Origin of the sequence: Mucilaginibacter sp., from assembly GCF_039935595.1 — a bacterium.
GTDB lineage: Bacteria > Bacteroidota > Bacteroidia > Sphingobacteriales > Sphingobacteriaceae > Mucilaginibacter.
In genome coordinates, this window is sequence record NZ_JBDTJZ010000118.1 from 1 (window position 1) to 6,887 (window position 6,887).

Here is a 6,887-nt window from a genome sequence, read left to right on the forward strand (position 1 = left end):
ATTAACCATGAGCGTGCCGGCGACCTGGTAGTTGTGGCTGATGAGCAGAGTTGGTTTACCTACTATTTCTGGCTGGATGATGCTGTGGCTCCCGATTATGCCCGCTGCGTGGACATCCACAAAAAGCCGGGTTATGATCCCGTTGAAATGTTTATGACCTCAAAGGCCCGTGCGGCTTATAAACTCGCCCGCAAACTGACTGGTTTCCGTTATGTAATGGATGTGATCCCGCTGGACGCCACCCTGATCAAAGGCTCACACGGCCGCCACCTGATCGCGGATGACTATAAAGCCGTATTGATAACGGATGAACAACAATCCGAAATACAGCCTACAGCCGTTGTTGATGTAATTTGGAGAAGTTTGAAAAGCTAATCGTATTGCGTTTGTTAAACTTTTTTGTCGTGAATTGGTGAATAAACTGGGATTTACTAAAAACATAAAAGCCTGCAATTATTTTGATTTGCAGGCTTTTGTGTTTTATGTTATTAAAGTTTGCGGAGAATCAGGTATTATAATCGAACCCCTAATTTCGCTTTTGACATTTTTGGATGAGTTGAAACTAAAATAGAAGATACATATTATTCGATAGAGCCGGAGGGGGGTTCTGAATTTCAAAACAAAGCATTGCATAGTTATCCTTTTTTCGTAAATTTTTATTCTGCTTTATTCTTCATCATCATTAATAGCGAATATGCTCCCTGCGTTACGTAAACAGCATTTGAGGTCATATCCTTTGTTGGCGAAAGAATTTCTGTAAATCCATTTTTACTCTCACCCGTATTGATGGCTGTCATTTCAAACTGATGGTTTCCGATAACTTTGTAGATGTACTGTTTGCCTTCAAACTGAACAATTGCTTCATTGTTTATGGCATAAGCCACTGTGTTTTTAACCGGTATTTCTGCATTCATGTAGGTGCCGGGAACCAGGGTTTTATCATAGGTTTCAAAATGACAATGTACATCTGCATTCCTGTCGGCAGACAGATCATGGGCAATCAGCAAAATGGCAGCGGCGTGTTTTTTTGAAGGCTCATTATTAGTATAGGTTACCAGCTTTTGGCCGATATATAATTTACCTAGATCTTTTTCATAAACTTTTAGTGCCAAATGTATATCAGTTGGGTTAACCAGTTCAAATAGCACTTCAGTAGGAGATACATATTTGCCAATGTTAACATTTACCTTGGATACAAACCCGTTGATGGGAGAGTAAATATTTACACTCCTTGATATTTTTGACGCACTGATGTTTCCCACATTAATTCCAATAAGGCGTAGTTTTTCTGCTAAAGAACTAAGTAACACCTGTTGACTCCGGTATTCGGCTTCGGCCTGCTGAAAAACCTTGTCACTGCTGGCTTTACTTTCATTAAGGTCTTTTTGGCGGTTGTATTCATTTTCCAGGTACCTGATTCGTGCCTTGGCTGTCAGATAATCTTGCTGTAGCTGAATGTATTGTTGGTCTTCAATCACCGCTATGACCTCGCCTTTACTAACATGCATACCCGGTAAAAGCTTTGTAGACTTTAAATAGCCTCCTAACGGTACGCTTATTGAAACCATATTTTGCGGCGGAACATCAATTTTTCCGTTGAGCTTTAATACGGATGATATTTCTTTTAGCCCGATTTTACCTGTGGCTATGGTTGCATTTTTTAACTGCGCGTCTGTTAAGGTTACAGTGTTGGGATTGATTGTATTGTCCGTATTATCTGCTGTAGGCTTTTTTTCGCCACAGGCCGATAATAATATAATAATGGCTGATAGATATATGATGGATTTCATGTGCTGAATTTTAGTTGTTAACGAAATAGTTAAGTTGAATGATAGCCTCATTAAGGTTACGAACAGCCTCCATGTAATCATTTTTAATGGAAGTAGCCTGGTTAACCAGTTGTGCCCATTCCAGATAATTGATGTTACCTGCGGCAATTTGCTGATTGGCGGTAAAAGTTATTAAAGTGGCATTTTTTAACGGCTTACTTTCATAATATTGAACCGTTTGCAGGTATTTCTGATATTGAAAAATTGCAGTTTGATAAGCAGATGCCATGTTTTGTACCTCCAATGCGTAATTGCTTTGGGCTATTTGCTTGTTTATCCTCGCGCCTTTTATCCTTGCCTTTTGTGCTCCGGTAAAAATGGGGATGCCGATACTTAATTGCGCCGAACTAAACCGGTTTGAGCCATTGTATAGCTTATTATCGGCACCAATGCCCTTAATGCTGGTGTTGTTATATCCGATAGACAGGTCAGGCAAAAGTTTGCTTTTTTCTACAAGTACAGCAGCATCTGCAATTTGCTGTTGCTGTGCTATTAGTTTTATTACGGGGTGCTCTTTCAAACTTAGGGTGTCTGTTGCAGATGCAAGGGCTAACTGATAATCGGATTTATCGGGCGTTAAATTCACTGTGGAGTTCAGTAGCAGCTGGAATTGTAATTGCCATACAGCTTTATCCTCTTTTAGCTGGTTTAATTGCACCCGCACAAGACCCAGTGCTGTTTCGGCACTGGTTTTTTCCAGAATATTGGTTTCACCTTTTGCTAAACGCAACTCCGCTTTTTTATAAAAGTCAAGGTACAGGCTATCAGTATATTGTAATAACATCCGCTTGTTTTCCATATACACCAGAGTGTAAAATACCTGTGTAACCTGCTTTTTTAACAAACCTTCATTTACCGCGATATTAAGAACACTACTTTTCCAATCTTCTTTTAAAAGTGCCTTTTGCCTGACGTAAACGGTAGGTAGGTTAAAAGATTGTGAGATACCGAACTTGTTGTCGGTATAACTACTGTTGATCTGTCCAACCTCTCCGAACAGACTTGCCTGGGCTATGTTGGTTGATGTGCCGATAAGCATTTGCTGATATTTTGCTTTTAATTGCTCGCGTTTCACCTGCAGATTGTTTTTCAAAGCGGTATCAATAGCGGCTTTGAGCGTTATAGGTGTTTGGGCATTTGAAAACTGACTGATACCCATTAACAGGATGATAAAAAGCAAAGCAGTTGTTTTTTTGGTTAGCGTATTTTTAAATCCTTTTTCAAACATGATATACAATACGGGCAACACGAATAAAGTAAGGAATGTTGCGATGAGCAAGCCCCCGATAACCACTGTAGCCAACGGCCGCTGAACTTCTGCACCTGCACCATTACTAATAGCCATTGGGAAAAAGCCTAATGAGGCCACAAACGCGGTCATGAGTACCGGCCTTAATCTTACTTTAGTGCCCATTAATACAATACGTTTTAAATCGGTCATACCTTCTTTTTTTAATTGATTGAATTCAGAGATCAATACTATACCATTAAGTACGGCCACCCCGAACAGCGCTATGAAACCCACACCTGCGCTTATGCTGAAAGGCATACCGCGTAAGGCAAGGAATAAAATCCCTCCGATAGCTGATAGTGGAATTGCCGAGTAAATAAGCAATCCGTGCTTAATGGAATTAAATGCAAAGTACAGTAGTAAAAAGATGAGTAATAATGAAACTGGGACAGCTATTAATAAACGCTGTTTAGCAGCATTCAGGTTCTCGAATGCACCACCGTAAGTAACATAATACCCGGTTGGGAATTTAAGTTGTTTATCTACCTTGGCCTGTAACTCGTTAACAATAGTCTGTACATCCCTGCCGCGCACATTAAAGCCAACTACTATCCGTCTTTTGGCATCTTCCCGCTGTATCTGGTTTGGTCCGGCCTTGATCTGTACATCGGCAAGTTGGTACAAGGGTATTTGTGTGCCCTGGGGTGTCGGTATCAATAAGTTTTGTATGTCTTTCAGATCCCTTTTTTGCTCACTGCCAATCCGAACTACTACCTCAAAGCGTTTTTCGCCTTCAAATAGGGTGCCGGTACTTTGACCCGCAAGTGCAGTATTAACCACTTTATTAATATCAGTGATATTCAGGTTGTACTGTGCTATCGCACTGCGGTTATAGTTGATGATGATCTGCGGCATCCCGGCAACTGATTCTACGTACAAATTTTTGGCACCATCTACTGTATTGATAATCTTACCCAGCTTATTCGCATAAGCGGCAAGGGTATCCAGATCTTCGCCAAATATTTTACAAACTACATCCTGGCGTGCACCCGTCATGAGTTCGTTAAAGCGCATCTGTACCGGGTACTGAAAACCTGCAGTAACACCCGGCACAGCGTGTAAAGCTTTGCCCATTTTTTCAGACAGCTCATTAAAATTTTTAGCCGACGTCCACTTGTCTTTAGGCTTTAAAATCACCATCATATCGCTGGCATCCATGGGCATAGGGTCGGTAGGCACTTCGCCGCTCCCTATTTTAGTTACCACCTTTTCTACTTCGGGGAACTGTGTTATTAAAATATGGGCTGCTTTTTGAGTGTTGGCGATAGTGGTATTCAAGCTGCTGCCTGTTAATACCCGCGTATCTACCGCAAAATCACCTTCTTCCAGCGCGGGGATAAACTCGCCCCCCAGTGTGGTTAGTATATACGCCGAAAATATAAACAGGCCGATAATGGTTATTAATACAACTTTCGGAAAAGCAATTACACGGCTAAGTACCAATTGATAAGCTCGCTCAACCTTAGCCATTAATCTGTCCGAAAAATTGGGCATATGCTTGATCTTCTTGCTCAGAAACACGGTGCTCATCATCGGGATATAGGTTAATGATAAAATAAAGGCACCCAATAAGGCAAATGCTACTGTTTGGGCCATAGGCTTAAACATTTTCCCCTCAATGCCCTGCAAAGTAAATATCGGCAGATACACCACCAGGATAATGATCTGGCCAAAAACGGCACTATTCATCATTTTGCTGGCAGAGTTATTCACCTCTTTATCCATATCTTCCTGCCCTAATACACCAACCTTTGTAAAATGCTTACTATGACTAAGCGTGTGCATAACTGCTTCAACAATAATGACAGCCCCATCAACGATCAAACCGAAGTCGAGTGCCCCCAGGCTCATCAGGTTCCCGCTTACACCGAAAAGGTTCATCATAATAATGGCAAATAGCATGGCCAGTGGAATCACCGATGCAACCAACAACCCCGCCCTGAAATTTCCCAGAAATAGTACCAGCACGAATACAACAATAAGCGCACCTTCCAACAAGTTGCGCTCTACAGTCCCTATAGCGTTGTTCACCATTTTAGTACGATCCAGGAAGGGTTCGATCACCACACCTTCGGGCATGGTTTTCTGGATCTGTACAATGCGCTCCTTTACATTTTTGATCACTTCGCTGCTGTTCGCACCTTTTAGCATCATTACCACCGCACCAGCAACTTCGCCCTTGTCGTTATAGCACATTGCGCCATAGCGGGTAGCGTAACCAATTTTTACATCGGCTATGTCTTTGATAAAAAGGGGCGATCCATCAGTTGTATTTTTAATGGCGGTGTTATTAATGTCATCTATATTGCCAATTAATCCCTGGCTTCGGATATATAACACGGTAGGGCCTTTTTCAATATAGGCACCGCCAGTATTTTGGTTGTTGCTTTCCAGCGCCTTAAATACGTCGGTTATCGTAATATTATGCGAAAGCAGTTTGTTGGGATCAACCTCGATGGAAAATTGTTTCAGTTTGCCGCCGAAGCTGCTCACCTCGGCAACACCTTTAACGCCCAATAGCTGGCGGCGAACAATCCAGTCCTGGATGGTGCGCAGGTCCGTTTCGTTATATTTTTCGGCATAACCTTTTTTAGGACGCACTACGTATTGGTATATCTCGCCTAAGCCGGTACTTACTGGCCCAAGTTCGGGCGTTCCGATGCCTGCCGGAATCTGGCTTTGCACTTTTTGCAAACGTTCGGCAACTTGCTGCCTTGCCCAGTAAATATCTGTAGCATCGTCAAAAACAATGGTCACCAGTGAAAGGCCAAACCTCGAGAAGCTTCGGACCTCTTTTAAGCCAGAAATATTGCTATTGGCCTGCTCTATAGGATAAGTAACTAAACGTTCAATATCGGTCGCCCCGAAAGAAGGGGCAATGGTGATTACCTGTACCTGGTTATTGGTAATATCTGGTACGGCATCAATTGGCAGCTTGGTGAATTGATAGCTGCCATAGCCAATCAGGGCAATTATAAAAAGCCCCACGATCAGCTTATTCCTCACGGAAAAAGCAATGATATGATTTAACATAAAAAAGATCTTGAAAAATTAGTAATTCAAAAAGCACCTCATAGCAGGGATAAGCTATATTAAAGCACCATTTATAAAATTAATGTATCAACTAATTAACAAGCTTTTGGCGGTTGCCAAATAATGGATAAATAAGCAGAAGCAACAAATTGGATATTAGGAACATGAACCTTTTTTTCCAGCGAACATATTACCGGAATAGCAAGTGTTTTAAGAATTTGAGGAATAAGAACTGGCGATAAAGTTGCCGTACAATCATCCGCAGTTTTGAAAGGTAGTTTCATGTCCTCGCTATAATCTTTGTCCCGCGGACTGCCGTGCATGTAGTGCATATCCAAAAATTGCAGAAAGGAAATATTTTTATTTTCCTTGCTGTGATCGGCAAAATGTTCAAATACCATAGGCAATTTCAGCAACTGGTGTAGTTCAGTAGTTGAGAACAGGTAAGCTGTTAAAAGCAATATGGCTGTGAATTTTTTCAAACTATTGCAAAAATAACAATTAATAATCAATCGTTTTTGATTTAGATCACATGATTTTCAAATCTTGATCATTATTGTTGTTTTATGAACAAACAGGTTTGGCAATACCATAAAACAAAAAGTGCCCGGATAACCGGGCACTTAAATTACTTGCGGAGAGCTAGGGATTCGAACCCCAGGACCTGTTACAGTCAACAGTTTTCAAGACTGCCGCAATCGACCACTCTGCCAGCTCTCCGGGGTCAAAAGTAC

The 6,887-nt window shown here is 41.5% G+C and carries 3 protein-coding genes, 1 tRNA gene and 1 pseudogene; 1 reads left to right on the forward strand and 4 read right to left on the reverse strand.

What is annotated here, in order from left to right:
* A pseudogene (locus ABI367_RS08120) lies at window positions 1–375 on the forward strand (alkaline phosphatase family protein); the annotation flags it as partial.
* A 281-nt stretch (window positions 376–656) separates the two neighbouring features.
* Here the strand turns inward: ABI367_RS08120 and ABI367_RS08125 are convergent.
* The 4 genes from ABI367_RS08125 to ABI367_RS08140 all read right to left on the reverse strand — a co-directional run bounded on the left by ABI367_RS08125 (window position 657) and on the right by ABI367_RS08140 (window position 6,873).
* The gene (locus ABI367_RS08125) at window positions 657–1,790 is read right to left on the reverse strand and encodes an efflux RND transporter periplasmic adaptor subunit (protein WP_462230454.1); all 1,134 of its coding nucleotides are present in this window, start codon (window positions 1,788–1,790) and stop codon (window positions 657–659) included.
* Between the two features lie 10 nt (window positions 1,791–1,800).
* Window positions 1,801–6,153 (reverse strand): CusA/CzcA family heavy metal efflux RND transporter, encoded by a 4,353-nt coding sequence (locus ABI367_RS08130; RefSeq protein ID WP_462230456.1) that lies wholly within the window; start codon window positions 6,151–6,153, stop codon window positions 1,801–1,803.
* A gap of 95 nt (window positions 6,154–6,248) precedes the next feature.
* The gene (locus tag ABI367_RS08135) at window positions 6,249–6,635 is read right to left on the reverse strand and encodes a hypothetical protein (RefSeq protein WP_462230458.1); all 387 of its coding nucleotides are present in this window, start codon (window positions 6,633–6,635) and stop codon (window positions 6,249–6,251) included.
* A 153-nt stretch (window positions 6,636–6,788) separates the two neighbouring features.
* Window positions 6,789–6,873 (reverse strand) — tRNA-Ser (locus ABI367_RS08140).
* Between the last annotated feature and the right edge of the window lie 14 nt (window positions 6,874–6,887).